The following is a 23,774-nucleotide window of genomic DNA, read 5'->3' as shown; positions in this document are numbered from 1 at the left end:
GGCGGTAATCTGCCGCCTCCTGATATTCTCCCCACCGGGCCTCGCCCTCCCCCGCGATTGCAGCACGGCCTACACGCAGAGCACTTTTATCGCCAGCCCGCCCCGGGAGGTTTCGCGGTATTTATCATTCATATCCTTGCCGGTTTCGTACATCGTTTCGATAACCTTATCCAACGAAACATGTGGCTCGGAGGTGCGGCGCAGCGCCATACGTGCCGCATTGACGGCCTTAACCGCATTAATCGCATTCCGCTCAATACAGGGAATTTGCACCTGGCCGGCAACCGGGTCACAGGTGAGGCCGAGGTTATGCTCCATGGCGATTTCCGCCGCAATGCAGACCTGCGCCGGGCTGCCGCCAAGCAGTTCGGTCAACCCCGCCGCCGCCATCGAGCAGGCGACGCCAATCTCCCCCTGACAGCCAACTTCAGCCCCCGAAATCGACGCATTCATTTTATACAGCGCGCCAATCGCCCCCGCCGCCAGCAGATAGCGCGCCAGCGAGCCGGCGTTAACCGGACGGCGGAATTTATCGTAATAGGCCAGCACGGCGGGAATAATTCCGCAGGCGCCGTTGGTGGGCGCGGTCACCACTCGCCCGCCCGCGGCATTCTCTTCGCTGACCGCCAGGGCGAACATATTGATCCAGTCAATGACGTTCATCGGGTCGCTGGAGAGGCTATCGCTGGAAACCAGCCGACGCCTTAACGCCGCCGCGCGACGCGGGACATTCAGCGGACCGGGCAACACCCCTTCGGTATTCATCCCGCGCTCGATACCATCGCGCATCACCGCGTGGATATGCATAAAACCCGCGTCAATCTCCGCCTTACTGCGCAGCGCCAGCTCGTTTTGCAGCATCAGTCCGGAGACCGACAGGCCGTTGCGTTCGCAAAGCCGCAGCAGTTCGCTGGCGGAGCGAAAATCATAGGGCACCGGGACGTCGGCATCCTGCGTTCCCCTGCAGGCCCCCTCTTCGACGATAAAACCGCCGCCGACCGAATAGTAGGTCTGGCTCGCCCACGCCTGCGCGCCACTCCAGGCGGTAATACGCATCCCGTTTTCGTGATACGGAAGGGTTTGCGCGTGGAACACGATGTCGTCCGCCATCTGAAAGTCTACGCTCTGCACGCCGTTAGCGACCGGCAGACGCCCGCTGTGCATCACCTGCTGAATAAATGCCGGCATGGCGTCAATATCAACATTTTGCGGGCTGTTTCCCGCCAGTCCCATAACAATCGCGACATCGGTCGCATGACCTTTACCGGTCAGCGACAGAGAACCATAGAGGTCGACCACGATACGCGTGATATGCGCGATATCGCCCATGTTCACCAGTTGGTCGATAAAACGTTTTCCGGCATTCATCGGCCCTACGGTGTGCGAACTGGAAGGACCAATACCGGGTTTAAAAATATCGAATGCGCTAATCATATCCCCATCCTCGGGTTGCCGTTGCGTGGAGAGCAGGAGCCACCGGTGTTGGGCGGCAGGGCAAAACAGGCTTGCCCCGCCGCCGCTGCCTCAGAGGTCGCGTACCGCGATGGCCTCAATTTCCAGCTTTACATCCTTTGGCAGGCGGGCAACCTGCACGCAGCTGCGCGTCGGGTAGGTCGCCTGATGCTCATCAAAGAAGTGCTGATAGACCTGATTGATAGTGGCAAAGTCATTAAGGTCGGTAATAAAGACGGTGGTCTTCACGATACTGCCCACCTCCAGCCCCGCCGCCGTCACGATCGCCTTAACGTTTTCCAGGCTTTGACGCGCCTGATCGGCCACGTTGTCGGCAATCTTTCCCGTCTGCGGGCAGACCGGAATCTGTCCCGAGGTCATGACCTGATAGCCGAGGTCGACGCCCTGAATATAGGGGCCAATGGCCGCCGGCGCGTGTGGGGTTGCAATGATCTTTCTCATCGTTCCTCCGGCGCTACAGCGCCTGGGTAAAGGTGCGTGAAATGACATCCTGCTGCTGTTCGCGAGTCAGCGCATTGAAGCGCACGGCATAGCCGGAGACGCGAATCGTCAGGTTCGGGTAGTTTTCCGGGTGTTCGATGGCATCGAGCAACATATCCCGGTTCATCACGTTGACGTTCAGGTGCTGTCCGCCTTCAACGTGTGCTTCGTGATGGAAGTAGCCGTCCAGCAGCCCCACCAGGTTGGTTTTGCGCGTGGTCTCCTCTTTGCCCAGCGCGGCGGGAACAATAGAGAAGGTGTAGGAGATACCGTCTTTGGCATAGGTGAACGGCAGCTTAGCGACAGAGGTTAATGACGCCACCGCCCCTTTGCGATCGCGACCGTGCATCGGGTTCGCCCCCGGCGCGAACGGCGTACCGGCCCGGCGACCGTCCGGGGTGTTGCCCGTTTTCTGCCCATAGACCACGTTGGAGGTGATGGTCAGAATCGACTGGGTTGGTACAGCATTGCGGTAGGTCGGCAGCACTTTAATCTTCTTCATAAAGCGTTCGACCAGATCGCAGGCGATACTGTCGACCCGCTGATCGTTGTTGCCATACTGCGGGTAGTCGCCTTCGATGACAAAATCAACCGCCAGCCCGGTATGGTCGCGGACCGGTTTCACCTTCGCGTACTTGATCGCCGACAACGAATCGGTCGCCACCGACAGCCCGGCGATGCCGCAGGCCATGGTGCGATACACGTCGCGGTCATGCAGCGCCATCAGCGAAGCTTCATAGCTGTACTTGTCGTGCATATAGTGGATGATGTTGAGCGCGCTGATGTACTGCACCGCCAGCCAGTCCATAAAGTGATCGAGGCTGTCCATCACCGTGTCATAGTCGAGCACCTCATCCATCAGCGGCGCCGTTTTCGGCCCGACCTGAATTTTCAGCTTCTCATCCACGCCGCCGTTAATCGCGTACAGCAGGGTTTTCGCCAGATTGGCGCGCGCGCCGAAGAACTGCATCTGCTTGCCGATAATCATCGGACTGACGCAGCAGGCAATGGCGTAGTCGTCGCTGTTAAAATCGACCCGCATTAAGTCATCGTTTTCATACTGCAATGAGGAGGTGACGATGGAGACCTGGGCCGCATATTTCTTGAAGGCGATCGGCAACGCTTCGGACCAGAGAACGGTAAGGTTTGGTTCCGGGGCCGGCCCCATGGTATGCAGCGTATGCAGATAGCGATAGGCGTTTTTGGTCACCAGCGTCCGCCCGTCGAGCCCCATGCCACCGATCACTTCGGTCGCCCAGATAGGGTCGCCGGAGAAGAGCGTGTCGAACTCCGGCGTACGCAGGAAACGCACCATGCGGATCTTCATAATGAAGTGGTCGATCAGCTCCTGAGCCTGCTGCTCGGTTAAGCGCCCGGTGTTGAAATCGCGCTCAATGTAGATATCGAGGAAAGTGGCGGTGCGGCCCAGCGACATGGCGCCGCCGTTTTGCGATTTGACCGCCGCCAGATAGGCAAAATAGACCCACTGTACCGCTTCCTGAGCATTGCGCGCCGGGCGGGAGATATCGCAACCGTACTTCGCCGCCATCTCCTGCATTTGCAGCAGCGCGCGGCGGTGTTCCGCCAGCTCTTCGCGCAGGCGAATCGTCGCTTCCAGATTCTGCCCGTACTCCAGGTTGGACTGCAGATCGGCAAACTGCAGCTCGCGTTCGCGCACCAGATAATGGATACCGTACAACGCCACGCGGCGATAGTCGCCGATAATGCGTCCGCGGCCGTAGCCATCCGGCAGCCCGGTCAGTACGCCAGATTTACGACAGCGCAGCATATCCGGCGAATAGGCATCGAACACCCCCTGATTGTGCGTTTTACGCAAGTCGGTAAACAGATATTCAAAGTGCGGATCCATTTCACGACCGTAGGCCTCGAAAGAACTTTTGATCATGTTGATACCGCCGAACGGATGCAGCGCGCGCTTCAGCGGTTGCTCCGTTTGCAGTCCAACGATCTTTTCCAGTTCCTGTTCAATATAGCCGGCATCATGCGCGGTAATCGAAGTGGCAATATTCGTATCGAAATCGACCGGGGCGTGAGTCGCATTTTCAATATGTATTCCCGCCATCACTTTTTGCCACAGTGCGGTGGTTGCCGGCGTGGCCTCGGCAAGAAAGGATTCGTCCCCTTCATAAGGCGTATAGTTGTGCTGAATAAAATCACGGACATTAATTTCTGCTTGCCAGTCCGTCCCTTTAAAACCTTGCCACGCTTCGGCATACAGCATATCGCTGGTATCGATATCTACCTTCATGAAAAATAGTCTCTCTACAGAACAAAAAATAAATTATGCAAATTCCACTTGTGCGCTAATTTTTCCTAAGTGAATCGCATCGAGGGCAATCATTTTCTCTTCATTAGTCGGAATAACCGCGCAAATAACCCGGGCGGAATCGGTGGAAATAATTCTTTCGCCGTGGGAATTGGGCAGACTATTCATATCAGGATCCAGGGTAACCCCCAGTACCGCCAGATGTTCAATCACCAGGCGACGAATTAACAACGAGTTCTCACCGATGCCGCCGGTAAAAATAATCCCGTCGAGACGATGCAGCGACGCGGCATGACCGGCAATATGGCGGGCAATCCGATGGACAAAGGTTTTAATCGCCAGCCGGGCGCGGTCATGACCGGCGTGCCAGGCCTTCTCCAGCACCCGCAGATCGGAAGAGAGGCCGGAAATGCCAAGCAGCCCGGACTCCTTGTTCACCACCCGCTCAAGATCGCTGAGGGTCTGGTTGGTTTCGCGGGCGACCCATGCCATGGCGCCGAAGTCGACATCGCCACAGCGGGTGCCCATCATGAGCCCTTCCAGCGGCGTCATCCCCATTGAGGTATCCACGCTCTGTCCGTTGCGCACGGCGCAGATAGAGGCCCCGTTGCCCAGATGGGCGATAACCAGTCCGCAATCCGCTTCCGGCAGCGCCAGCAAGCTCTGCGCCCGCTGAGAAACATAGCGATGCGAGGTGCCGTGAAAACCGTAGCGGCGCACGCCGAGCTCCTCAAAATACTTCCACGGCAGCCCATAGAGATAGGCCTCTGGCGCCAGCGTCTGGTGGAAGCTGGTATCAAACACCGCCACCTGCCTGACCCCCGGGAAGAGCTGTTGCGCGGAGGCAATGCCGCTGAGGTTAGCGTAATTATGCAACGGCGCTAACGGCGACACCCGACGGATATTGTCAATAACCTCCTCGGTAATTACCACGGACTCCGTAAATATATTTCCGCCGTGGGCAATACGGTGGCCAATTAAGGCCACGCTGTCGATTAACGACCGTTTTTCCAGTTCAAAGGCAATGGCCTTTAATGCCCCCTCGTAGCTACGGTGAGCCAGCTTAACTGGCTCTCCATCGTTAATGGATAAAAAAGCGTTTTCAGAATTAATCCCGTCGGCAATTCCCGCCATTAAAACATCACAGCTGCTTGCATCAAGGACTGAAAATTTAATTGAAGACGATCCACAGTTAATGACCAGTACTACCGGGAATTCATTCATTTCATCACTCCGCTCATCCTGAGCTTAATTAAAACAGTTTGTAGACGATATTCAGAATGGTCAGTAAACCCACCGCGGTGACGAACAGGTTATCCAGCCGGCCACGATATTTCGCCAGCGACGGCGCTTTACGGATGGCATACATCGGTAACAGACACAGCAGTGAGGCAATAATTGGCGCGCCCATCGCTTCAATCAGGTCGAGGATATTGGGGTTGGCATAAGCCACCACCCAGGTGGAACCCATAATGAAGACCATGCTGATGGTGTTGAGCTTGCGGGTAGAGACTTTGGTTTTATCACCTTTATAGCCGAACTTGAGAACCAGTCCATTCAACCCTTCAAGGGTACCGAGATAGTGGCCGAAGAACGATTTGAAGATGGCGACCAGGGCGATAATCGATGCGCCGTACTCCAGTACCGTTGCAAAGGTCGATTTGCTGCCGGACATGGAGGCAAAGTGGTTTGCCAGGTAAGAGAGCACCGGAATGTTCTGCGCTTTCGCATCCGCCATGTTTTCCGGCGACAGCGTGAACAGGCAGCTGAAGGCGAAGAACATCACCACCGCGACCATCAACATACTGGCACGGGAGATAATCTGCGAACATTTGCGCTCGGTAAAATCGCGGCCGTAATCCTTTTCATACTCTTCCCGCTTCGAGACCACAAACGAGGAGACAATCGGCGAAAAGTTAAAGGAGAAAACCATGATAGAAATCCCCAGCCACACGGTCACGAGGATGCCATCGTGCCCGGTTAAGGCGATATCGCTGAGGTTCACCTGATCGATAACCGCAGAGTTCCAGTAGGGAATCAGCGACAGCGAAATCAGCACCAGGCTGGCGATGAACGGAAAGACCAGGAAGCTCATCACTTTGACCATCAGATCCTTCCCGAACCAGATGACAAACGCCATCAGCAGCAGCAGGAACAGCGCGACAAAACCGCGGTTCAGCGCCGGCATCTGCAGCTGGTTTTCCCAGAAGGTCATGAAGGTGTTGGTAATGGTGACGCCGTAGATCCACAGCAGCGGGCAAATGGCGAAGAAGTAGAGGAGCGTGATGACCACGCCACCCGTTTTCCCGAAATGCTCTTCCACCGTCTCAGTGATGTTACCGGAGGCATTCGAACCGGACAGACAGAGCCGGGCCAGCGCCCGGTGGCAATAAAAGGCGATGGGGTAAGCTAAAACCAGCATCAAAAGAATCGGGATTAAACCACCAAACCCGGCGCGAATGGGGAAAAAGAGCACCCCGGCGCCGATGGCAGTACCAAATAATCCCAGGGTCCACGTGGTGTCCGATTTACGCCAGGATGACTGTCTTGTCTCGCTGGATACAATGCTATCAGTAGTACTCATATCCTGTCCTCAACATAAGATTAAGCGTCAACTAAACCAGTAATTTGCGAAACGCGAGAAAGATCGATATTGCCACCAGAAATAATGCTGACGGTTTTCCGGTTCTGAATATAGCTATCTAACTTCCCGCTTAATAATGCGGCGCAGGCTAACGCCCCGGCGCCCTCGGTAATAACTTTATTGCGCTGAATTAATGCGATCATGCTATTGCGAATTTCATCCTCACTGACCAGAACAATATCATCGACGAGTTCGCGAACGATTTCGTAAGTGAGATTTCCCGGGCGTGAAACATCGCAGCCATCGGCCAGAGTAGCGGTCGTTCGGTGACTGGTAATAGCGCCAGCATAATAAGACGCGGCCATACCGTGGACATTTTCTGATTGCACGCCAATAATTCGAATGGTCGGGTTAATAGATTTAATCGCTACCGCGATGCCGGCAATCAGACCGCCGCCGCCGATTGGCACAATGACATTATCGACATCATAAAGATCTTCCATGATTTCCAGGCCAATGGTCCCCTGCCCGGCAATAACTTTGGCATCGTCATACGGAGGAATAAATATGCGACCTTCCATTTCGACAATTTCGCTGACTTTAGCAATAGTGTCATTGAAATTATCGCCGTGCAGAATCACTTCCGCTGAATAATCGCAGGTGGCGGCGACCTTGGATTTCGGCGCCCCTTTCGGCATCACCACTTTGCCGTCGATTCCCAGCATGGCGCAGGAGAGCGAGACCCCCTGCGCATGGTTGCCGGCGGAACATGCCACCACGCCCTTACGCTTTTCAGCTTCGCTTAGTGAACTGAGTTTGTTAAAGGCGCCGCGGATTTTAAACGACCCGGTGCGTTGCATATTCTCAAACTTGAGGAATATTTCACCTTTACAGCGCTCGCTAAAATAATTAGAGCGCGGCATGCCTGTTTTATAAATCTTACCTGCCAGTCTTTTCTTTGCTTCGAGGATATCGTCAATGGCAACCGGGAGATCGTATGTAATGTGCATTATAGCCTCTTAACTGGATATCAAATAATAGTTCCGTCATGTTTCAAAGCGTATCTTTCCCGGCAGGATTATTTCCCCACCGACGCTACGGTTTGAATTATTCAGGGTATAGTTAGCCGGTACCAACGGCTGATAATCAGCGCGATGATATGAATTTATAACCAAGAATAAATCTGTTTAACTACTCAACTTCGATTAATTGTCTTTTTCTGCAACCACCAGATGCTGAATATTCTTTTGCTAATTCCACCAATACCGAGGCGGCATTTTTAATGCGATAATTCTTTGACCAAATTGCCGCATAGCGGGCAACTGGTAATGCTTCGGTAATCGGGATGGTAATAAACTGGTTGGATCCAAAGGGCGTTGTCATATCGCAAGGAATAACGGTCAGGAAATCAGCATTGAGAACAAGATTATAAATTGTGACGACAGAGTCGGTTTTAACGATGTTTTCACTGTTGATGCCGCTGCGCTGTAGCGTGGTGAGGAGTTCACTGTAGTAACCCATGTTGGTTTGCGGCAACACCCACTGTTCGTTCTGCAACGACGCCAGCGTGGTGGTGCCGATGCATGTTCGTGACTTGCTGGCCACCAGCACAAACTCCGACTCAAACAGCGGTTCCACGTGCAGATCGTGGAGCTTCATTTCATCACTCAGCGTGCCAATGGCGAAGTCGAGACGCCCGTCGCGAATGGCCGGCAGGAACGAGGAGAGCTGCGCTTCGTACATCGATACCTGGGCTTTAGGAAACACCTTCTTGAACTTGTGAATCATGTCAGACATAAAGGTGAAGCCAATCAGCGAAGGAAAACCGAACGAGACATCGACGACCGTGTTACAGGTCATGCTGTGCATTTCATTGACCATATTCTTCATTTCACGGGTAATCGATTCCGACCAGGACAGCAGTACCTGACCGGTATTGGTCAAGGTGACGCCGGTATTTTTACGGACCACCAGTTCGGTGCCAAAATAGGCTTCAATGTCATTAATGATCTTACTCACTGCCGGTTGAGTTAATCCTAATTCTTTTGCTGCCGAGCCGATCGAACCGCTTCTGATAACTTCCTGGAAAACGACCAGGTGCTGTGTTTTTGGCAGAGGAATGGTATTCATAGCAACCTGCTTTAATTATCTTTTCGACGCGGTGAAGTGTACCAAATGGCGATCGCAGGGTTATGTGAGACCACTCACAAACACCTCTGACAGCTATTTTCCCCACCGTTTAATATGTAAATAAAACCAACAATATCAATGTAATACAAATTAAAAGTCGATTTTTTGCATGACTTTTGTCAAAAAAAGATGCGGGGATAACAATATTTTATGGGGATAACAAAGGCTATTTTTTGAGCTATTTTAAGGGGGGTTAAACATGATATTTCAACCTTCGCCGTGCAATTATTCAGCGATATTGTTATTCAACTGTTAGTTGAAACAATAAAATATAATGAGAAATCAGGTTTTTCTTTTATTAAAAATCGTATGGGGTCACACTTTTCCGCCCCGGTTGTTTGTAAAAGTATGTTTTATTCATTATTGCGCAAAATACCAGATACAATACATTATCATTTCCCATACAATTTTAACTCTGCATTTTTCACAATTTTCAGCACGTAATTTCTTGATTAAAATCAAATGTAACTTTTCATACGACAAAAACTTTACCATCCAGACGTTTGTGCCATACATCACAAATTCTGAAATCAATATTCTGCGTCTCCCCCTTTCCGCGCGCAAAACGGCAGCAGAATCGTCGTTTTCGCCACGCCTGCAGAACAAAAACGCGCTCTGCGCGGCCGGATCAGATAAAAACTGCGTTTTGGGCGGGACAGAGTTGAACAGATTCCAACTATGCAATTGCGAATAACGTATTTGCCCTCCCCATGGCCGCTCTGTAATTTGTATTTTATTCGTGCCGCCGTAAAAGCCATAAATTCTCAATATATTCAGAGTGCTACAATTCCCGATGATCAGATTAGAAAACATCAATAAGACCTACCCCGGCAGCGCGCATGCGGCAATACGCGGCCTGAACCTGATAATTAATGACGGTGAATTCTGCACGTTTGTCGGTCCCAGCGGATGCGGCAAAACCACAATCCTGCGCATGATTAATCAGCTCGATAAACCGGACTCCGGCAGCGTCTATGTCCAGGGCGTTAACATCGCGCAGGTCGATATCATTCAGGTGCGACGCAAAATTGGCTTTGTCATGCAAAGCGCCGCGCTGTTTCCCCATCGCACGGTGGCGCAAAATATCGCCACCGTCCCTCGTCTGCTGGGCTGGCGTAAAGCGCAGATTCGCACCCGTATCGATGAACTGGTGGACTTAATGTCACTGGACCGTCACCTGCTGACGCGCTACCCGCACCAGCTCTCCGGCGGGCAGCAGGGACGCGTCGCGATTGCCCGGGCGTTAGCCGCCGATCCGCCGATTCTGCTGATGGACGAACCCTTCGCCGCCATTGACCCGGTAGTCCGCGAGCGTCTGCAGGATGAGCTATTGCTTATTCAGCAGCGCCTGCATAAAACCATCGTGCTGGTAACACATGACATTAATGAGGCCATCCGGCTGGGAGATAAGATCGCCATCTTCCAGGAAGGGGGCGTGCTGGCGCAGTGTGATACGCCGGACCGGCTTCTCACCCACCCGGCGAGCGAGTTTGTCCAACGCTTTATCGGTCCCGAACCCAACCTGAAACGGCTGGGGATGATTCAGGTCGGCCAGCTACCGCGACATGATGTCACGCTGGTTGACGAAGGTTTATCCCCGATAGCCACCGCGCATCCGACGGTCGCCAGCCCGCTGCGGCTGGTGCTGGATAAAGAACAACGTCCCGTTCACTGGTTCGACCCGGATAAACGCGTCACGCTGCCGATTGTTCAGCCGCTGCAGGCCCTGAATACGCTGCGTTTTGCCTACAGCGCGCTGTTGGATGCGCCGGGGGGCGTGCTGGTGCACGTGGACAGCAATGGCCAGTATCAGGGCACCATTTCTCATTCCCTGCTCCAGCATGTGCTGGATGGCCACGTGGAAATTCGCCGCTATGATTGACTGGCAGTGGATGGTTGACAATAAAATCCTGATTGGCGACCTGCTGTGGCAGCATACGCAGCTGGTCTGCATCTCGCTGTTTTTTGGTACGCTGTTAACGGGCGCGCTGCTGGTCGTAACGCTACGCTGGCCCGCCACCGCTCAGCCGTTGATTTATCTTTGCGGGGTCATCTTTACTATCCCGTCGCTGGCGTTATTTATTCTGTTACTGCCCTTTACCGGCCTGTCGCTGACGACCTCGGTCATCGGGTTAACCATCTATTCACTGTTGATCCTGCTGCGTAACGTTATCGCCGGAATCGAAAAGCTGCCTGCCGCCGTGCTGGAGTCGGCGCGCGCGCTCGGCTACACACGCCGATACCGGTTTATGGATATTGAGTTACCTCTGCTGGCGCCCTCTCTGTTTGCCGGTCTGCGGATTGCCTCCGTGACGCTGGTGGGGCTGGTGACCGTCACCGCGCTGATTGGCCAGGGCGGTCTGGGGCAATTGCTGCTGGCGGGCTTTAATCAGGATTTTCTCACCCCGATTGTTGTCAGCCTGGCATTAAGCCTCGTGCTGTCGTTTTTACTGGATTCGCTGATTGCCCACATCGGCTATTGGCTAACGCCCTGGGCACGCTAATGGATATATTACTGGCTACCGTCCACTGGTTTTCACAATCCGAACACTGGTTCGGCGATGCGGGTATTTTACTGCGCCTGCGCGAGCATATTTATTATGTGCTGATCAGCATCGCTATCGCATCGGCAATCGCTTTGCCGCTGGGCATTGCCCTCGGCTACTGGCGGAAAGGCGCCTTCCTTATTATTAATCTGTTTAATATTGGCCGCGCTATTCCCTCATTAGGGCTTATTTTGCTGTGCATTATTTTATTTGGTTTTAATGATCTGCCGGTGTTTGCCGCGCTGGTGGCCATGTCGATCCCCCCCGTGCTGACCAATACCTGGGTCGGGATTTATCATGCCGATCGCCCGCTTTGCGACGCCGCTACCGCGCTGGGAATGACGCCATGGCAAAGCCTGTGGCAACTGCGTATTCCGCTGGCGGCGCCGCTGATTATCGCCGGGCTGCGCACCGCGCTGGTCCAGCTGATCGCCACCGCCGTGGTCGCCGCCTACGCCGGCCTGGGTGGGCTGGGGCGTTTCCTGATTGACGGTCTTGGCCAGCGCGATATTCCACAGGTTATTGCCGGGTCGCTGGTGGTCTCGCTACTGGCTATCGGCAGTGAACTGCTGTTCAGCTGTTGTAGCCGCAGATGGCGTCATACCGCTATCGCACCAGAGTATTAAACAACGACCACAACCATAAATCACCTGCATATAAAGAGGCACTATGAAGCATATTTTGGGGTTTCCTGTTAACGCCCGACGGTTCCGTTTATCTCTCCTCGCCGCCGGATTATTCAGTTTGAGTTTTAGCGTACTGGCAGAAAGCGTGACTATCGGCGGAGCCAATTTTACCGAGAGCTCTATTCTCGCCAATATTTACGCCAGCGCACTGAAGAAAAAGAATATTGAGGTCAAAACCCGGCTTAATCTCGGCAACCGCGAGATTATTCTGCCGGCGCTAAAGAGCGGCGAGATCGATATTGTGCCGGAATATCTTGGCGCCCTGCTTAACTATTATGACGGGAAAACCCAGGCGACTCGCCAGAGCGACGTGAGCGCAGAACTGGCGAAAGTACTGCCCACCGATTTTACACTGCTTGACCCTTCACCAGCCACGTCGATTACCGCCTGGGCGGTACGCGCGGAGACGGCGAAAAAATACCAGTTGACGAAACTCTCCGATCTTCAACCCATCGCCCATCAACTGACCATCGGCGGGCCGCCGGAGCTGGCGGTGCGCGCGCTGGGGTTACCGGGGCTCAAGCGCGTCTACGGCCTTGAGTTTAAAGCGGTGAAATCGCTGGATATGGGCGGGCCGCTGACCCGTCTGGCGCTAAATTCCGGCAAAATCGACGTCGCTACGGTGGTCTCTACCCAGGGCAATCTGGCGAAAGAGGATTGGGTGGTCTTAGCCGACGATAAGCATGAACAGCCCAGCCAGAACGTCGTGCCGCTGGTGCGCAAGGCCAGCCTGTCGCCGAACGTCAGCAGCGTGCTCAATGCGGTCTCCGCCAGACTCGACAATGCCTCGCTGATTGCGCTGAACCAGCAGGTGGATCTTCAGCATAAAGACCCGGCGGCCGTGGCCGAACAATGGGTTAATGCCAACCTGACGACCCCTTAATCATCCGGCCAGGGAGTGGCCATCAGTTGAATGAGTGCGACGATGTCTAAAAACCCGATGATTCTGAATCTGTTCTTCTTCAATCCCCAGGGAGATTATCGCTTCTCCTGGCGCCACCCGCAGGCGCCGGGAAAAGAAATTTTTACCCTCAGTTATTATGCCGAACTGGCCAGGAAAGCCGAGGCGGCCACGCTCGATGCTATTTTTATTGCCGATCATATCGCTATCTGGGATACGGTGCCCAGCGGTCTGACCCACTACGCCAACGCCCGGCTGGAACCCATTACCCTGCTCGCCGCGCTGGCGGCCGTCACCGAGCATATTGGCCTGATGGGGACGGCATCGACGTCGTATAACGAGCCCTACAACCTTGCACGCTACTTTGCCTCACTCGATTTTCTGAGCAACGGCCGGGCAAGCTGGAATATCGTCACCTCGTGGCTGGAGGAAGAGGCGGCAAACTTCGGCCTCCGACAGCTGCCCCAACACGGCAACCGCTATCAGCGCGCCGGTGAATTTATTGACGTAGTCACCCGGCTTTGGGACTCCTGGGAAGAGGATGCCGTCCTGTACGACAAGGCGAGCGGCCTGTTTGCCGACAAACAGAAAGTCCATCACCTCGACCATCACGGCGAATTCTTTAACGTTCGCGGACCGCTGAACGTGCCGCGCCCGCCGCAGGGCCATCCGCTGCTGGTACAGGCCGGATCGTCGGAGGCAGGGAAAGCGCTGGCGGCCACCTGGTCAGATATGCACTTCGTGTTTATTAAATCCATTGAAGAGGGGCTGCGCTATCGCCAGGAGATGAACCAGCGGCTGCTGGCGAACGGACGCGACCCGGCACACTTTAAAATCATCGCCGGCGTGCTGCCGGTGGTGGTGAACTCCAGTGATGAAAAAGAGCAGCGCCAGCAGCTAAACAACCGGTTGATGAGCGATCGGATGGCTATCGACCTGCTCTCTTCCTACCTGCGTATGGACCTCTCGACCTGTGCTGTCGACCAGCCGCTGCCGCCGCTGCCGGATGAAGAGACGTTTGACGGCATTCGCACCGCGCTGCGGCTGATCCGCGACTACGACCCGGCGCTGACCATACTGGAACTGGGCCGTTTGCTGCTGCAAAGCTCCGATAGCTGGCTGCTGATTGGCAGCGCAGAAGAGGTCGCCAACGAGCTTACCGCGATCTGGCGCGCCGGCGCGGCCGATGGGTTTAACTTGATGTTCCCGCTCTTGCCGGGCGATTTCGATCGTTTTGTCGAGCAGGTGGTGCCGATCCTTCAACGCAGCGGCGCCATGAAAAAGCGCTATCTGCCGGGTACCCTGCGGGAAAAACTGGGCTTACCGCAGGTAGATAACCGCTTTACCCGATAGCAGGCGGCAACGCATGCGACGCCTTACCCGGAGGAGGTCAGCCCTTCTCCGGTCTTTCAGAGTTGCGTCACGCCCTGTTGTCGCGCCTCTTCGCGCCACGCCAGCAATCGGGAATAGGGTTCCCGGGTCAGCGGGCTGAAACCGCAGATAAACTGCGCCTCGCAGCGCTCCCGATATCGCGCATCGCTGACCAGCTGCCGCAGCGCCGATCGCAAACCGGCGAGGGTTTGCGCTGACGTTTGTGGCCCGGTAATCAGCGGTAGCCCTGGCGCCGACGGCGTTTGGCCGATAACGCACAAGCCCTCCAGTACGGCAGGCTCGTGACGCGCCAGCAGCGCCCAGCTAACGCAGTCGATGGCGGCCATATCGCCCGTCCCCTGCTGTAAGCCGAGCAGCGACTGCCGGTGGCTGCCGCTGAAATTAACCCCGGCAAAAAAACGCCCCTCGCGGGCGAGCGGAGCCACCATTTTCAGTAACACGTTGTAACCTGACTGCGAATCGGGCGAATTGCAGATAGCCCGCCGCCCACGGAAATCGGCGAGCGACCGCGCGTTATCCGCCGCACGGGCCACCAGCAGGCTGCGATAATCAATGCCTTCACAGCCGGGCGCCGAATAGTGAAAACAGCCCACCGTCTGAACCTCCGGCAACAGAGTCACCAGCGGGTAGCCGCAGGTCTGGCTCAGCAGCAGGTCCGGCTGACGCCAGTGCGAAAGTAGGTCCGCCGGCGGCGGCGTTGGCGAACTCACGGCAATGCCTCGGGCGAGCAGCAGTTCCCGCACCGCAGCTTCTAACGCCTGGTTCTCAGGCGGACGCACCGCATACATCGGCAAATTCACGTTATGACTCATCGCGCTCACCTGTCTGCTCTCCTGCCCGGGAGGCTTTTCCGATACCCGGATGGGCGTTAACCGCCACCGCGCGGAAGAAAAAGGCGCGCAGCCACTCGCCATAGCCGCGCACCACGAACCCGTGGTTACGCTGCTGGTAGCGATCTCGCTCCAGCAGATAGATTTTTCTCAGCCCGTACCACGGTACGCCGGGCAGGTCATGATGCACGGAGTGGTAGTTCAGATTCAGAAACAGCACCCGCCACAACAGCCCGGCCTCATTGATGACCGAGCGCGCCAGCGGATCGTCAGCGGCCCGATGTTCGAGGAAGGAGCGAATTTTGGTCAGCGCCAGCGCCGGATAGCTGATGACCACCACGAAATAGAGCGGTGAAAAATCACAGCGCGCCATCCACGTCAGGAGCGCGGCCAGCAATCCGCCGTGCACCAGCCACATTAGCATCGCTTTCCCCTGCCGATAGCGAAAGGCGTTCGCCGCGCTGACCAGCGTCTGCACAATATCCAGCAGCGGGGCCAGCAACAGTCGGCCGAAAAACGTATTGCGCAGATGTATCACTTTACGCTGCCAGGGCGAGAAACGGCGCCAGCTTTCGGCACTAAAATAGTAGGATTCGGGGTCATCCACCGGCAGCGTCAGCCGGTCGTTATTGTGGTGCGCCAGATGCGAGTCGCGATAAAGCCCGTAGGGATACCACACCGCCAGCGGTAGCGTACCCAGCAGCTGATTACACCACCGCCAGGGCGTCGGATGGCCGTGGATCAGCTCATGCTGCAACGACATATACCAGGCGGTAAACCAGATGAGCAGCACGGTCGCCGGGAAAAGCCCCAGCGTCTGCCAGTAGGCGAGGGTCATAAACCAGCCGCTGTAGACCACAATAATTAATATCCAGGTGGGTAATTCACTGCGCCACAGCCAGCGGCGGGAAAGCTGGCGAATCAGATCGCGCTGCTGCTGATGCAGGTACTTCGACGAGTGCTGTGTCATCACTACCGGTACTCTCTCCGCGTTACTTTTTGCCTCCAGAAGATGTGAGAAAATGCGGAAAATAACAAAGAATTTAAATCACTTAGCTTTGCCAGAAAATGGTGATGCGCGCACTTTTCTGTCCGGCGGGACAGCCCGCCCTGCCCCCAGGCGACGGCCGCGCCGCCCGCCGAACCGGAACCCGGTATTGCGCGGCGCGCGGCGGATAAAAACGGCTATCGTCTCTTGACATAACAGTATAATGTTAACGCCCGGATCACGTCCGAACCGCGGCTGAATGCGCTAGCGCGTTGGGATAATGAGATCGGACCTGAGCTCCGTGTGAACGCGCGTGAACCGAGCAATTGACAGCATCGCCCGGTGGTCGCCTGAAACGGCTCGCGGAGTATAAGACCTGAAGATCAACATTCTTTGACTCGCCTGATGCGGTCATTTTACAGGAGTATGCCATGCCATCGTTAAACGTCGCCTTTATCAAAGCCAACTGGCACAGTGACATCGTCAGCCAGGCGCAGACCGGTTTTCAGCAGGAGCTGGAACGTCAGCAGGTTGATTATTCGCTCGACAGCTGGGATGTCCCTGGCGCATTTGAAATGCCGCTTCTGGCCCAGAAGCTGGCAAAAAGCGGACGCTATGATGCCATCGTGTGCGCCGCGCTGGTGGTCGATGGCGGTATCTATCGCCATGACTTTGTCGCCCAGGCCGTGGTCAGCGGTCTGATGCAGGCCCAGCTGGCTACCGAAGTCCCGATGTTCTCGGTATCTCTGACGCCGCACAACTTCCAGCCTGCCGACGAGTTCATCGATTTTTACAGCCAGCATTTCATCAAAAAAGGTCAGGAAGCCGCCAGAGCGGTACTGCAGATCCACAACTTGCCGCTGGCGAAAGCGTGAATCAACGCCTTTAACCGCGTGGTCCGCTCGCGATGAGTCCCCGCCGGCGGTCCTTTCGCGGGCTCATCCGCGACGCGCGGCCCGACCGTTGCTGTACTGAACCGCGGCGGGCCTACTTCATCAAGGCCTGAAACTGCGGATTAAACTCATCGAAGATCGGCAGTGCGGCAGCGCCGAGGGCGGCGGTGTCGGTGCCCGTCATCCCCATTTTCACCCGCATGGCCGGGAGATAGCGCCCGCGCACCGACTGATACAGCGGCGGCAGACGGGCCAGCACTTTCTCCAGTAGCGGCGCGGGCATCATGCCGCCGACCACCACCGTTTCCGCATCGAAAACGCACTCCAGCAAATTAATGGCCTGGCGCAGCGAGGGTAACGCCGTCTCCACCCACCGATCGAACAGCGACGCCTCCACCGCCAGCAGATCCTCGGGCAGCGCCCGGTAGGGGTCGAGGCCGCAAAACTCATAGGCCGCCTGCAGGGAAACGTAGCGCTCAAGGCAACCCTGGTTGCCGCAGTAGCAGGCGCGTCCTCCCGGTTGCACCACGATATGCCCGACCTCTCCGGCGTTATGGGCGTGGCCGGTATAAATATGACCGTCGGTGAAGATCCCGGCGCCAAGCCCGGTGCCGATATACAGATAAACAAACGAATTCAGCTGGCGCGCCACCCCGTGGAAGCGCTCGCCGATAGCCGCCACCGTCGCGTCATTTTCGAGGGTGACCGGCAGACCGCTTATCCGCCCCAGCTCCGACGCCACATCCACCCCTTCCCAGCCGTTGAGGGTGGTCGGCCCGGTCGATGAAATGCCCTCCACGCCAAACGGCCCCGGCATCACCACGCCAATGCCCAGCACCCGGCTCCAGTCGAGCCCCGGTAGCGCTTTGATCTCCTGCACCACCTCGGCAATGCGGGCAAAGGTGGCACCAGGTTGGGGCTTTTGCACCAGAATGAGCCGGCGGAAATGGATCTCGCCGGTGAGATCCACCAGCACGATGATCAAGGTTTGATGGTCGAGATGGATCCCGATGGACCACGCGCTGGCGGGGTTGAGACTCACCGGCACCGCCGGCTGGCCACGCCCTGCGGCGCGGCGCGGTTCATGGCTGGTGAGCAGCGCCATCTGCTGTAGCTCGGCGACAATATTGGAGACCGTTTGCGGCGTCAGCGCGGTCATTCGCGCCAGCTCCGCCCGGGTCAGGGTACCGTGCAGACGCACGGCCTCAATCACCACCCGCCGGTTGTGTACTCGCGCATGTTCAAGGTTCGTTCCCGAGGTTTTCATTCCGTCCCTTCCTGGTCGCATCATGCTGCAATTTTAGCCAGCGTCACAATTCGCGCAACGACATTCTCCGCCCGCCTTTCGGGTGGCATAAGCTTTGCTACGCTTATGCTAAGGGCCACGAATGACGTTTGGGCCGTATTGTCGCCCCGATTAAATCAATCAAATTGATTTAATAAATCATATCCCTCTTTTCAGTACCGCGGAGAGCAACATGAACGACTACAGTGCATTTCGGGTTAAAGCCGGTCTGCTGGCTATGCTGGTCATCAGCGGGAGTGCGGCGGCGGCAGCCACCCAGGTTAACGCCCTGTTTATGACCCAGGCGGCGTACAGCGAAAATGACATTCGTGCCATGACCGCCGACTTCGAAAAACAAAACCCGGATATCAAAATCAACCTTGAGTTCGTCCCCTACGAAGCGTTGCATGACAAAATCGTGGCCGCACGCGGGGCCGGCGGCAACGGCTACGACGTGGTGCTCTTCGATGCCATCTGGCCTGCCGAATTTAGCCACTTCGATCTCCTGCAGGATGTCTCGGCACGTATTCCCGCCGCCGAACGGGAGAAGGTCTTCCCCGGCGCCATGAATACCGTGGTTTACAAAGGCAAAACGCTGGGCATGCCGTGGATCCTCGACACCAAGTATCTTTACTACAACAAAGCGATGCTGGACAAAGCCGGGATCAAGCAGCTGCCGACCACCTGGCAACAGGTAATGGATGACGCCAAAATCATCAAGGATAAAGGTATCGTTAAATACCCGCTGGTGTGGAGCTGGTCGCAGGCAGAAGCGCTGGTGTGCGACTACACCACCCTCGTCTCCGGGTTTGGCGGGCAGTTTTATCAGAACGGTAAACTGGATTTCTCCACTCCGGCGTCGTTGAAAGCGGTCACGCTGATGAAGAAATCGCTGGATGACGGGTTGAGCAATCCGGCCTCCCGCGAATATCTCGAAGAGGATGTGCGCAAGGCCTTCTCCAACGGCGACGCGGCATTCGCCCTGAACTGGACCTATATGTACAACATGGCCAACGACCCGAAACAAAGTAAGGTCGCGGGCGATGTCGGCATTATGCCGGCGCCCGGTGATACGCCGGACAAACCCGGCGCGGTGAACGGGTCAATGGGGCTGGGCATTGCCAAAGCCAGCCAGCATCCGGAACAGGCGTGGCAGTATATCCATTATCTGACCTCCCAACCGGTGCAGGATAAGTATGCGAAGCTGAGCCTGCCGGTATGGAAATCCTCCTACCAGGACCCGGCCGTGGCGAAAGGTCAGGAGAGCCTGATCGCCGCAGCGGATAAATCGCTGAACGTGATGCTGTCGCGTCCGGAAACCGCGGACTACTCGCGCCTCTCCAACGCGTTACAGCAGCAGCTTCAGGCCGTCCTGCAGGACAAGGCCGCCCCGGATGCCGCGATGCAAGCCGTCGACAAAAGCGCGGCGCGCCTGCGTTAAGGACATTTGATGCTGAGTTTGCAACAACGCGAGCGGCGTCAGGCATGGGTGCTTCTGGCACCCATGCTCATCGTGATGTTTCTGCTGACGGCCTGGCCGCTGGCGCGCACGCTATGGCTGAGCTTTACCGATACCGCGCTGGTGGGCAATGGCGATGCGACCAATTACCTCTGGCTGGATAACTATCTGTATGCGTTAACCGATCCGGATTTTCGCGCCGCCTTCGCCCGCACGCTCTATTTCACCGTGGTCTCCGTCGCTATTGAAGGGGTTATCGGCGTGCTGGTGGCGCTGTTGCTCAATCAGAAATTTGTCGGACGCAATATCCTGCGGGTGTTGGTCATTTTGCCCTGGGCGCTGCCGACTATCGTTAACGCGATGATGTGGCGGCTCAACTTCAACCCGGACTACGGCAGTATTAACGCCTTGCTCAGTCAATGGGGCATTATCGACGGTTACCGCAGCTGGCTGGGGTCGCCGGACTCGGCGCTCAACGCGGTGATGCTGGCGGATATCTGGAAAAACTATCCGCTGGTCACCCTGCTAGTGCTGGCCGCGCTGCAATCCATTCCGGAGGATTTATACGAAGCAGCCCGCCTTGACGGCGCCTCGTCATGGCGGCGTTTTCGCGCCATTACTTTCCCGGCGATCGTCGCCCCGCTCGGCGTGGCCCTGGTCCTGCGCACCATCGACGCGTTTAAAGTCTTCGATATCATCTACGTGATGACCCGCGGCGGGCCGCTGGACAGTACCCGCACGCTGAGTTTCTTCGTCTACCAGGAGTCCTTTAGCTATCTGCGGGCGGGCAGCGGCGCGGCGTACGCCATCCTGATGACCCTGATGTGCGCCCTGCTGATCGTCCTGTATCTGTTTATGCTGCTTCGTCAGCGTCGCCGGAGCACTGATTATGAAGCGTAAACTGCGTATTCTGCTGCGCTACCTGGCGGCCCTGCTGGTCGCGCTGTCGATACTTGCCCCGATGACGTGGCTCTTTTTGATGAGCGTCAGCGCCACGGCCGATCTGACCCGGGTACCGCTGGAGTGGCTGCCGCGCCAGTGGGACTTCAGCCGCTACGCCCGTCTGCTGTCACTGCAGCCCGGCGAGCCCGGCGCGCTGTTTCTCCCCGCTCTGCGCAACAGCCTGCTGGTTGCCGCGGGGGCGACGCTGGTGTCGCTGCTGCTGGCGGTGCCCGCTGCCTTCAGCTTCTCGCGCTACCCCGGACGCGACGGCTGGCTGTACGCCGGACTCGGCATCTATATGGTGCCGCCGGTGGCCTTCGTGCTGCCGCTCTATTTTATTCTCGAACATTTCGGGCTGCTGAATACCCGCAGCGGGCTGGTGCTGGTCTACTGTTCGCTGATTATGCCGTTTCTCACCTGGATGGTGAAAAATCAGTTCGACGCGCTGCCGCAGGATATTGAGCAGGCCGCCAGACTCGACGGTCTGCGGGTCTGGCAGGTACTGCTGCGCATCACCCTTCCCCTGGCAAAACCGATGCTGGGGGCGTCGGCGCTGTTCGGCTGGCTGCTGGCCTGGGACGAGTTTTTCTATGCGCTGCTGTTTACCAGCAACATTACCGCCCAGACGCTGCCGGTCACCATTGCCGGATTCACCGCCGGGCGCGCCACCGACGATGGACTGGTGGCGGCGGTCGGTATCCTCGCCTCGGTCCCGCCGCTGTTTATCGCCATCTGGTTACAAAAAACGTTGGTCAGCGGTCTCACTCACGGTGGAAGTAAAGGATAACTATGCAAACGCTCACCGCGCCTGTGCTCTATATCGCAGGTAATTACAATATTGACTTAATTATGGGGACCCTCGCGCACTGGCCGCTCCCCGGCACCGAGGTGATGCTGGAACACAGCGCGCTGCGCCCCGGCGGCTCCGCGGGCAACTGCGCACTGGCGGCGGCGGCCATGCAGATCCCCCACTGCACCGTCGGCTGCCAGGGAGACGACGCCTTTACCGCCTGGCTGGCGGCGCAGTTCCCCGGCAGCGCCGAACGCTGGCCGCAGTATCCCTGCGAGACCTCGCTGACGGTGGCGGTGACGCATCCCGACAAAGAACGCTCGTTTCTCAGCAACTATGGACATATCACCCGCCTGTCCGCCGACGACATTCTGACCCAGCTCCCGACCCGGGCGACGCCCGGCGATATTGTGCTGCTCTGCGGCACCTTCTTATGCACCGCGCTGTTGCCAGACTATCCGCGTCTGCTGACGACCCTGCGCGACCGCGGTTTTCAGGTGGCGGTCGATACCGGCTGGCCGCCGCACAGCTGGGACAGCGCGCTGCGTGAGGCGACCCACCGCTGGCTGGGCGATTGCGACTGGCTGCTGCTCAATGAGGTTGAAACGCTCGGCCTTGCAGATATGGACGTACTCCCGGCGGCGGCCCGCACGCTGGCGACGCGTCTCAGCGGCCGGGGCGGCTGCATTGTCAAATGCGGCGCCGATGGCGCCTGGTGGTGGACGGCAGACCAGGGGCATCACGCGCCGGCGAAACCGGTCGAGGTCATCGACACCATCGGCGCCGGAGACAGTTTTAATGCCGGGTTTCTTGCCGGTTTGTTAAACGGCCAGTCGGCCTCACAGGCGTTACGTTGGGGCAACGCCGTGGCCGCATACGCGATCGGTTCATCCCCGCGTCGCTATCCCGACTGGCGAACCTTGCAACACCATATCGAGGAGGTCGACTATGGCCAGCGTTGAACTGGTAAACGTCGCCAAGCAGTACGGTAAACAGACGGTGCTGCATCCGCTGGATCTGACCATTCCGGACGGCAGCTTTACGGTGCTGGTCGGGCCATCCGGCTGCGGAAAGTCAACGCTGCTGCGCCTGCTGGCCGGGCTGGAAAGCCTGTCGGCGGGAACGATATTGATGAACAGCCGCCCAATCAACGATCTCGATCCCGCGGACCGCGATGTCGCCATGGTTTTTCAGAGCTACGCGCTCTACCCCCATCTGACGGTGGCGGAAAACCTCGCCTTTCATATGCAGGTCAAAAAAGTCGACAAGGCGACACAGAAAAACAAGGTTCAGCACATCGCCAGCATGCTGGGTATCGATAAGCTGCTCGGCCGCTATCCGCGAGCGCTCTCCGGCGGCCAGCGTCAGCGCGTGGCCATGGGCCGGGCGATGGTACGCAACCCGCAGGTTTTTCTGTTCGATGAGCCGCTCTCCAACCTCGATGCCCAGCTGCGCATGGAGCTGCGGGCCGAGATCAAATCCCTGCACCAGCGCTTCAACACCACCATGATTTACGTCACCCACGATCAGGTTGAAGCCATGACGCTTGCCGACCAGATCGTGGTGATGCGCGATGGCGTGATCGTGCAGCAGGGAGCGCCGCTGGAGATTTACGATCGCCCCTGCAACACCTTCGTGGCGCGCTTTATCGGCTCCCCGCCGATGAATCTGCTGGAGGGGCAGATTCAGCAGCGCGATGGCCAGCCCGGCGTGCAGTGCGGCGAACTGTGGCTGGCTCTACCTGAACGCTGGTATCCGGCGGCGGCACGGCAGGGTCAGGCGCCGGTGATTGTCGGTCTGCGTCCGCAGGATATTCAGCCGGCTGACGAAGGGCTGCCGGGGGTCGTCAATATTGTCGAGATCACCGGCGAGTCCACGCTGCTGCATCTCGACTGGCAGGGCTTCCCAATCCATGTCCAGGTCACCGGGCGTCTCGAAGCGACTATCCGTCAGCCCTTATCGCTGGCGGTACGGCGCGAGAAAATCCATCTTTTCGACGCCGCCAGCGGCGAACGGCTGGTATCCGCACGCTGAACCTCGCGGGCGGG

The 23,774-nt window shown here is 57.0% G+C and carries 21 protein-coding genes; 11 read left to right on the top strand and 10 right to left on the bottom strand.

The window, feature by feature from the left end; all coding sequences use genetic code 11:
• Positions 1–69: 69 nt before the first annotated feature.
• From tdcG to tdcA, 7 genes are all read right to left on the bottom strand, one after another.
• Positions 70–1,434, bottom strand: a complete 1,365-nt coding sequence (gene tdcG / locus Q1L34_RS09635; protein WP_327204478.1) for an L-serine ammonia-lyase — start codon at positions 1,432–1,434, stop codon at positions 70–72.
• Between the two features lie 90 nt (positions 1,435–1,524).
• Positions 1,525–1,914: an enamine/imine deaminase gene (locus Q1L34_RS09630; protein WP_004863682.1), complete on the bottom strand. Its 390-nt coding sequence runs from the start codon at positions 1,912–1,914 to the stop codon at positions 1,525–1,527.
• Between the two features lie 13 nt (positions 1,915–1,927).
• Positions 1,928–4,222 (bottom strand): formate C-acetyltransferase, encoded by a 2,295-nt coding sequence (gene pflB, locus Q1L34_RS09625; protein WP_071359569.1) that lies wholly within the window; start codon positions 4,220–4,222, stop codon positions 1,928–1,930.
• Between the two features lie 33 nt (positions 4,223–4,255).
• Positions 4,256–5,464, bottom strand: coding sequence for a propionate kinase (tdcD, locus tag Q1L34_RS09620; RefSeq protein ID WP_004863687.1), 1,209 nt, complete (start codon positions 5,462–5,464; stop codon positions 4,256–4,258).
• Positions 5,465–5,492: 28 nt separating this feature from the next.
• On the bottom strand, positions 5,493–6,824 hold the full coding sequence (tdcC, locus tag Q1L34_RS09615) for a threonine/serine transporter TdcC (RefSeq protein ID WP_015584057.1): 1,332 nt from the start codon (positions 6,822–6,824) through the stop codon (positions 5,493–5,495).
• 20 nt (positions 6,825–6,844) lie between these two features.
• A complete protein-coding gene (gene tdcB, locus Q1L34_RS09610; protein WP_004863707.1) occupies positions 6,845–7,834 on the bottom strand; it encodes a bifunctional threonine ammonia-lyase/L-serine ammonia-lyase TdcB in 990 nt (329 codons plus the stop codon).
• A gap of 181 nt (positions 7,835–8,015) precedes the next feature.
• Positions 8,016–8,954 (bottom strand): transcriptional regulator TdcA, encoded by a 939-nt coding sequence (tdcA, locus tag Q1L34_RS09605; RefSeq protein ID WP_004863710.1) that lies wholly within the window; start codon positions 8,952–8,954, stop codon positions 8,016–8,018.
• An 853-nt stretch (positions 8,955–9,807) separates the two neighbouring features.
• Here tdcA and Q1L34_RS09600 point away from each other — a divergent pair.
• The 5 genes from Q1L34_RS09600 to Q1L34_RS09580 are packed head-to-tail and all read left to right on the top strand — an operon-like array spanning position 9,808 to position 14,500.
• Positions 9,808–10,896 (top strand): ABC transporter ATP-binding protein, encoded by a 1,089-nt coding sequence (locus Q1L34_RS09600; protein WP_327204477.1) that lies wholly within the window; start codon positions 9,808–9,810, stop codon positions 10,894–10,896.
• Positions 10,889–11,518 carry an ABC transporter permease gene (locus Q1L34_RS09595; RefSeq protein WP_015584055.1) on the top strand — a complete coding sequence of 210 codons (630 nt, stop codon included), beginning with the start codon at positions 10,889–10,891 and terminating at the stop codon, positions 11,516–11,518. The genes Q1L34_RS09600 and Q1L34_RS09595 overlap by 8 nt, the downstream gene beginning before the upstream one ends.
• Positions 11,518–12,186, top strand: coding sequence for an ABC transporter permease (locus Q1L34_RS09590; protein ID WP_327204476.1), 669 nt, complete (start codon positions 11,518–11,520; stop codon positions 12,184–12,186). Before Q1L34_RS09595 ends, Q1L34_RS09590 begins: the two co-directional genes overlap by 1 nt.
• A gap of 43 nt (positions 12,187–12,229) precedes the next feature.
• Positions 12,230–13,129 carry an ABC transporter substrate-binding protein gene (locus Q1L34_RS09585; protein ID WP_064356941.1) on the top strand — a complete coding sequence of 300 codons (900 nt, stop codon included), beginning with the start codon at positions 12,230–12,232 and terminating at the stop codon, positions 13,127–13,129.
• A 42-nt stretch (positions 13,130–13,171) separates the two neighbouring features.
• Positions 13,172–14,500: an LLM class flavin-dependent oxidoreductase gene (locus tag Q1L34_RS09580; RefSeq protein ID WP_004863724.1), complete on the top strand. Its 1,329-nt coding sequence runs from the start codon at positions 13,172–13,174 to the stop codon at positions 14,498–14,500.
• Between the two features lie 56 nt (positions 14,501–14,556).
• Here Q1L34_RS09580 and Q1L34_RS09575 read toward each other — a convergent pair whose 3' ends face one another.
• Positions 14,557–15,351 carry a phosphate/phosphite/phosphonate ABC transporter substrate-binding protein gene (locus Q1L34_RS09575; RefSeq protein WP_015584052.1) on the bottom strand — a complete coding sequence of 265 codons (795 nt, stop codon included), beginning with the start codon at positions 15,349–15,351 and terminating at the stop codon, positions 14,557–14,559.
• On the bottom strand, positions 15,341–16,339 hold the full coding sequence (locus Q1L34_RS09570) for a fatty acid desaturase (RefSeq protein ID WP_004863727.1): 999 nt from the start codon (positions 16,337–16,339) through the stop codon (positions 15,341–15,343). The genes Q1L34_RS09575 and Q1L34_RS09570 overlap by 11 nt, the downstream gene beginning before the upstream one ends.
• A 449-nt stretch (positions 16,340–16,788) precedes the next feature.
• Between Q1L34_RS09570 and Q1L34_RS09565 the strand changes: the two genes are divergently transcribed.
• A complete protein-coding gene (locus Q1L34_RS09565) occupies positions 16,789–17,232 on the top strand; it encodes a 6,7-dimethyl-8-ribityllumazine synthase (protein ID WP_015584050.1) in 444 nt (147 codons plus the stop codon).
• Between the two features lie 112 nt (positions 17,233–17,344).
• Here Q1L34_RS09565 and Q1L34_RS09560 read toward each other — a convergent pair whose 3' ends face one another.
• Positions 17,345–18,517, bottom strand: coding sequence for an ROK family transcriptional regulator (locus Q1L34_RS09560; protein WP_004863733.1), 1,173 nt, complete (start codon positions 18,515–18,517; stop codon positions 17,345–17,347).
• Between the two features lie 211 nt (positions 18,518–18,728).
• Here Q1L34_RS09560 and Q1L34_RS09555 point away from each other — a divergent pair, with 211 nt between their 5' ends.
• Genes Q1L34_RS09555 through Q1L34_RS09535 form a run of 5 tightly spaced genes read left to right on the top strand, consistent with a single transcriptional unit; the run spans position 18,729 to position 23,760 of the window.
• Positions 18,729–19,976, top strand: a complete 1,248-nt coding sequence (locus tag Q1L34_RS09555; RefSeq protein WP_004863736.1) for an extracellular solute-binding protein — start codon at positions 18,729–18,731, stop codon at positions 19,974–19,976.
• Positions 19,977–19,985: 9 nt separating this feature from the next.
• Positions 19,986–20,894, top strand: a complete 909-nt coding sequence (locus tag Q1L34_RS09550; RefSeq protein WP_004863739.1) for a carbohydrate ABC transporter permease — start codon at positions 19,986–19,988, stop codon at positions 20,892–20,894.
• Positions 20,884–21,723: a carbohydrate ABC transporter permease gene (locus Q1L34_RS09545; protein ID WP_004863742.1), complete on the top strand. Its 840-nt coding sequence runs from the start codon at positions 20,884–20,886 to the stop codon at positions 21,721–21,723. Before Q1L34_RS09550 ends, Q1L34_RS09545 begins: the two co-directional genes overlap by 11 nt.
• Positions 21,724–21,725: 2 nt before the next feature.
• Positions 21,726–22,688: a carbohydrate kinase family protein gene (locus Q1L34_RS09540; protein WP_004863745.1), complete on the top strand. Its 963-nt coding sequence runs from the start codon at positions 21,726–21,728 to the stop codon at positions 22,686–22,688.
• Positions 22,675–23,760: an ABC transporter ATP-binding protein gene (locus Q1L34_RS09535; RefSeq protein WP_032717125.1), complete on the top strand. Its 1,086-nt coding sequence runs from the start codon at positions 22,675–22,677 to the stop codon at positions 23,758–23,760. Before Q1L34_RS09540 ends, Q1L34_RS09535 begins: the two co-directional genes overlap by 14 nt.
• Positions 23,761–23,774: the final 14 nt, after the last annotated feature.

It is taken from the genome of Klebsiella ornithinolytica (assembly GCF_030505655.1).
GTDB classification, from domain to species: Bacteria; Pseudomonadota; Gammaproteobacteria; order Enterobacterales; family Enterobacteriaceae; genus Klebsiella; species Klebsiella ornithinolytica.
Note: the sequence above shows the minus strand (reverse complement) of the source record. Positions and strands in the feature narration are given on the sequence as shown.

Coding starts and splice junctions, on each gene's coding strand:
- tdcG (WP_327204478.1), bottom strand. CDS start 1,434: ATGATTAGCGCATTCGATATTTTTAAACCCGGTATTGGTCCTTCCAGT.
- Q1L34_RS09630 (WP_004863682.1), bottom strand. CDS start 1,914: ATGAGAAAGATCATTGCAACCCCACACGCGCCGGCGGCCATTGGCCCC.
- pflB (WP_071359569.1), bottom strand. CDS start 4,222: ATGAAGGTAGATATCGATACCAGCGATATGCTGTATGCCGAAGCGTGG.
- tdcD (WP_004863687.1), bottom strand. CDS start 5,464: ATGAATGAATTCCCGGTAGTACTGGTCATTAACTGTGGATCGTCTTCA.
- tdcC (WP_015584057.1), bottom strand. CDS start 6,824: ATGAGTACTACTGATAGCATTGTATCCAGCGAGACAAGACAGTCATCC.
- tdcB (WP_004863707.1), bottom strand. CDS start 7,834: ATGCACATTACATACGATCTCCCGGTTGCCATTGACGATATCCTCGAA.
- tdcA (WP_004863710.1), bottom strand. CDS start 8,954: ATGAATACCATTCCTCTGCCAAAAACACAGCACCTGGTCGTTTTCCAG.
- Q1L34_RS09600 (WP_327204477.1), top strand. CDS start 9,808: ATGATCAGATTAGAAAACATCAATAAGACCTACCCCGGCAGCGCGCAT.
- Q1L34_RS09595 (WP_015584055.1), top strand. CDS start 10,889: ATGATTGACTGGCAGTGGATGGTTGACAATAAAATCCTGATTGGCGAC.
- Q1L34_RS09590 (WP_327204476.1), top strand. CDS start 11,518: ATGGATATATTACTGGCTACCGTCCACTGGTTTTCACAATCCGAACAC.
- Q1L34_RS09585 (WP_064356941.1), top strand. CDS start 12,230: ATGAAGCATATTTTGGGGTTTCCTGTTAACGCCCGACGGTTCCGTTTA.
- Q1L34_RS09580 (WP_004863724.1), top strand. CDS start 13,172: ATGTCTAAAAACCCGATGATTCTGAATCTGTTCTTCTTCAATCCCCAG.
- Q1L34_RS09575 (WP_015584052.1), bottom strand. CDS start 15,351: ATGAGTCATAACGTGAATTTGCCGATGTATGCGGTGCGTCCGCCTGAG.
- Q1L34_RS09570 (WP_004863727.1), bottom strand. CDS start 16,339: ATGACACAGCACTCGTCGAAGTACCTGCATCAGCAGCAGCGCGATCTG.
- Q1L34_RS09565 (WP_015584050.1), top strand. CDS start 16,789: ATGCCATCGTTAAACGTCGCCTTTATCAAAGCCAACTGGCACAGTGAC.
- Q1L34_RS09560 (WP_004863733.1), bottom strand. CDS start 18,517: ATGAAAACCTCGGGAACGAACCTTGAACATGCGCGAGTACACAACCGG.
- Q1L34_RS09555 (WP_004863736.1), top strand. CDS start 18,729: ATGAACGACTACAGTGCATTTCGGGTTAAAGCCGGTCTGCTGGCTATG.
- Q1L34_RS09550 (WP_004863739.1), top strand. CDS start 19,986: ATGCTGAGTTTGCAACAACGCGAGCGGCGTCAGGCATGGGTGCTTCTG.
- Q1L34_RS09545 (WP_004863742.1), top strand. CDS start 20,884: ATGAAGCGTAAACTGCGTATTCTGCTGCGCTACCTGGCGGCCCTGCTG.
- Q1L34_RS09540 (WP_004863745.1), top strand. CDS start 21,726: ATGCAAACGCTCACCGCGCCTGTGCTCTATATCGCAGGTAATTACAAT.
- Q1L34_RS09535 (WP_032717125.1), top strand. CDS start 22,675: ATGGCCAGCGTTGAACTGGTAAACGTCGCCAAGCAGTACGGTAAACAG.